Source organism: Kitasatospora sp. NPDC127035 (assembly GCF_042726075.1).
Classification (GTDB): Bacteria; Actinomycetota; Actinomycetes; order Streptomycetales; family Streptomycetaceae; genus Kitasatospora.
This window is the reverse complement of sequence record NZ_JBHXDN010000151.1, coordinates 1-3,870: the sequence shown is the minus strand read 5'-3', so window position 1 is coordinate 3,870 and position 3,870 is coordinate 1. Positions and strand designations below refer to the sequence as shown.

General features: G+C 67.3%; 2 protein-coding genes and 3 pseudogenes. All 5 read left to right on the top strand.

The window, feature by feature from the left end; all coding sequences use genetic code 11:
* Window positions 1–175: 175 nt before the first annotated feature.
* Window positions 176–1,048, top strand: a pseudogene (locus ACFWIC_RS40840) (IS630 family transposase); the annotation flags it as partial.
* 213 nt (window positions 1,049–1,261) lie between these two features.
* The gene (locus ACFWIC_RS40835) at window positions 1,262–2,350 is read left to right on the top strand and encodes an IS110 family transposase (protein ID WP_380522247.1); all 1,089 of its coding nucleotides are present in this window, start codon (window positions 1,262–1,264) and stop codon (window positions 2,348–2,350) included.
* Window positions 2,351–2,486: 136 nt separating this feature from the next.
* Window positions 2,487–2,630 (top strand): annotated as a pseudogene (locus ACFWIC_RS40830) (IS701 family transposase); the annotation flags it as partial.
* Window positions 2,631–2,745: 115 nt separating this feature from the next.
* Window positions 2,746–3,134 (top strand): annotated as a pseudogene (locus ACFWIC_RS40825) (ABC transporter substrate-binding protein); the annotation flags it as partial.
* A 45-nt stretch (window positions 3,135–3,179) separates the two neighbouring features.
* Complete coding sequence (locus ACFWIC_RS40820; protein ID WP_380522249.1) at window positions 3,180–3,614, top strand: transposase; 435 nt, start codon at window positions 3,180–3,182, stop codon at window positions 3,612–3,614.
* Window positions 3,615–3,870 lie beyond the last annotated feature (256 nt).

Here is a 3,870-nt window from a genome sequence, read left to right as displayed (position 1 = left end):
CTCGGCCATCTCCTCAGGTGTCACACACCATCAACGCGCTTGCTGACACAGAGACACGCCACCATCGCGCACACCTGACCAAGCCCTACTAGTGCCGCATCAGCCAACGTTCGCCCTCTCGTGAGGGGTCGCCCGGATGCTGCGGACAGTGGCTCTGGGCGGTCAGAATGATCACGTGGCTGAACGCGTGCAGGTCCGGGAGATCGATGACGACGAGGGCAGACGGCTGCTGCGGATCGTCCGCCGGGGCACTGGGTCGGTGGTGACCTGGCGGCGGGCCCAGATGGTGCTGCTGTCCGCCCAGCGCATGCCGGTGGCGAGGATCGCCGAGGTGACGTTCACCAGCGCGGACCGGGTCCGCGACGTGATCCACAACTTCAATGCTGACGGCTTCGACTCGCTCTACCCGAAGTACAAGGGTGGACGGCCCAGGACGTTCATCCTGCCCGAGCGGCGGGAGATCAAGAAGATCGCCAAGTCCAAGCCGGTCGAGCACGGCCTGCCGTTCTCGACCTGGAGCCTGGCCAAGCTGGCCGACTTCCTGGTCGCCGAGGGGGTGGTCGACGACATCAGCCACGAGGGCCTTCGGGTCCTGCTCCGCGAGGAGGGCGTCTCGTTTCAACGCGTGAAGACCTGGAAGACCTCCCGCGACCCCGACTACGCGGCCAAGAAAGCCCGGGTCGAACGCCTCTACGCGATCGCCGACGGCGAGGTCGTACCCGAGGACGGAGAGCCCGAAGTCGTCTTCTGCCTGGACGAGTTCGGCCCGCTCAACCTCCAGCCGCACCCCGGCCGACAGTGGGCCGAGCGCGGCGGCAAGGGCAAGGACCCCGACCGCGAACCAAGGCCCCGCCGACGGGCGACCTACACCCGACCGCACGGGGTCCGGCACCTGTTCGCCGCCTACGACCTGGCCAAGGACCAGCTCTACGGCCACGTCAAGAAGACCAAGAACCGCTCCAAGTTCCTGGAGTTCTGCCGCTACCTGCGCTCGCTGCATCCGAAGGACGTGCGGATTGCGATCGTCTGTGACAACTGTGAGCATCATGGAGTGCTGCCGGGGGCGGCGAGCCTGACCCGTGTGACAACTGGCCTCAGTTGCCTTGGAGTAGAACTGTCGGCTTCCCGCCCCCGTGCAGCACTTGCCGGCATCGGCCCGGTGGACGTGTCCCGATAGGGGCTTTGCGGGAACAAAGCACCGTCACAGTTCTGACCGCCCACCGGACCGGCACTGGCCACCAGCCCCAGTCCGAGGAGCCCTGTGACCGCCACCAGCATGCCCCAGACCGCCCTGCCCACGCAGCGATCCTCCGTCGCGGAGGAGGTGGTGCTCGGGGTGGACACCCACAAGGACATCCACGTCGCAGCGGTGATCACCACATTGGGCGCCTCGCTCGCGTACCAGGAGTTCCCGGCCACGGCCCAGGGCTACCGCCAACTGGTCTCCTGGGGACAGTCTTTCGGAGTTCTGAAGCGCGCCGGTGTCGAATGCACCGGCTCCTACGGAGCCGCCCTGACACGAGTCCTGCGGCGCGAAGGCCTCGACGTCGTAGAGATCAACCAGCCCGACCGCGCCACCCGCCGCAAGCGCGGCAAAACCGACGCGGTGGACGCGGACGCCGCGGCCCGCGCTGTCTTGTCCGGACGGGCCACGACGACACCGAAGACCGCGGACGGACCCGCCGCGGACCTGCGTGTCCTCCGGCTGGCCAAGGAGTCGGCCGTCAAGGCCCGCACCCAGGCCATGAACCAGCTCAAGGCTGTCCTCCTGGCGGTCGACCCCACCTTGCGCGAGTCGCTCGCCGGCCTGACCAACCGCGCCCTGACCGCCACATGCGGCGAACTGCCCGACGACAGGGACCAGGCCGTCTTCACGATGCGCCTGCTCGCCCGGCGGATACAGAGCCTGACCGAGGAGATCAAGGAACTGACCCGTCGCACCGCCAAGGCCGTACGCGCCTGCCGACCGCAGCTGCTGGGCCTCGTCGGAGTCGGCCCGGACAGCGCCGCCGCCCTACTCATCGCCGCGGGCGACAACCCCGAAAGGCTCACCGACGAGGCGGCCTTCGCCGCCCTCTGCGGGGTCAGCCCCGTCGAGCTATCCTCCGGCAAGACCCAACGCCGACGCCTGAACCGAGGCGGAAACCGGCAGGCCAACGCGGCCCTCTACCGCATCGTCATGACCCGCATACGCTGGGACGAACGAACCCAGACCTACCTGCAACGACGCACCACCCAGGGCCTGTCCAAGCGAGAGATCATCCGCTGCCTCAAGCGCTACGTCGCCCGCGAGCTCTACCGGCACATCCAACCGACAACCGCGCTCACCACGCTTGCGACTGCCGCTTGACACAACATAGGGGCATCTGGGGAGATGGATCAGGTCCGGGAGGATCTCGAGGCGTTCACGGCGGATATGTTCGAGGCGTTCACGCGCGCGGACCAGCACCGCTGGGGGCAGGCGTATGTGCGCGGGCTGCTGCTGGATGAAGCAGGCGTTGGGACTGGCCCACTTCGAGGGCCGCACCTTCAACGGCTGGCACCACCACGTCACCCTCGCCGCCCTCGCCCACGCCTTCTGCACGCTGCGGAGGCTGGCCCGGGCCCCAAAAGAAACAGCACCGGCCTGAGCCTCTACCAGGTCGTCCGCGAGCTGCAGTTACTCCTCGTGACCTGGGCCGGCGCCTGCCCCACCTGCCGCCGCGACATACCCACACCGATACGGACCTGACCAAGCCCTACTAGTTCGACGACATCAAGCCGGGCATCGACTTCTTCGGCCGGCTCGCCGCGGTGGGCAACTACAACACCGGCAACCCCGTACCGGAATCGATCGTCAAGGGCGAAACCCCGATCTCCATCAGCTGGGACTTCCTCAACCTCCAGCACGTCGACACCCTGCGCGGCCAAGGGGAGGACTGGAAGGTCTCCATCCCCTTCGACGGCAGCTTCTCCCAGTACTACGCCCAGGCGATCAACAAGGACACCCCCACCCGGCGGCGGCCCGACTGTGGGAGGAGTACCTCGCCAGCCCCGAGGGCCAGAACCTGCGACCCGTTGGCTACGCCCGCCCGGCCCAGATGGACGCCATGGCCAAGGACGGCACCCTCGACACGAACCGGGCCGCCAAGGTCAGCGGCCGGGGCTCCGGGCGGATCTCGGTCGCTGGGCTGCTCGCGATGAGACCCGGATCGCGCACCTGGTTGTGCCACCGGGTCCTGCGGCACAGCGGCCGCAAGGGCGAACGCCGCAGTCTGTCCGAGCACGACGACATCAGCCTGATCGACGGGATGTACCACCTGGTCAGGGCGCCCGATCGTGCTGGAGTGGGACCGGCTGAACACCATGTCTCCCATGCCATGCGCGGCCTGATCGGCGCGCGGGACTGGCTGACCGTGTTCGTACTGCCCGGGTACGCACCAGAGCTGAACGCGGTTGAGTACCTGTGGGCCCACGTCAAACGAAGCCTGGCGAATCTCGCAAGCGTCGCCCTCGACCGACTCGAAACCCTCGTCCGAAACCGTCTGAAGCGCCTGCAGTACCGATCCGACACACTCAACGGCTTCATTGCCGCGACCGCACTCTCCCTCGACCTTCCGCCACCGTCACCTTGAAGTGTCGAAGTCAGTAACTGAGCGGCATTGAGGCCGCCTCGGCTTTTTTCGCCCAGGAGCTCGACCCGACCTGGCGACGGTACTGAAGCTCATCGACGAGCACCAGGACCGCTTCGGGGCCGAGCCCGTACTCCGGGGACTTGACATCCCCACCTCCACTTAGAAGACATCTCATTTGGATAGCCGTCGGGTGCAGATGAGGGCCGCGGCGATGCTGGCGAAGGCGGCGAAGTGGTCGGCCTTGCGTTCGTAGCGG

Bases quoted from the DNA above. Each gene is read 5' to 3' on its own strand.
- ACFWIC_RS40820 (WP_380522249.1), top strand. From the start codon at position 3,180: ATGAGACCCGGATCGCGCACCTGGTTGTGCCACCGGGTCCTGCGGCAC.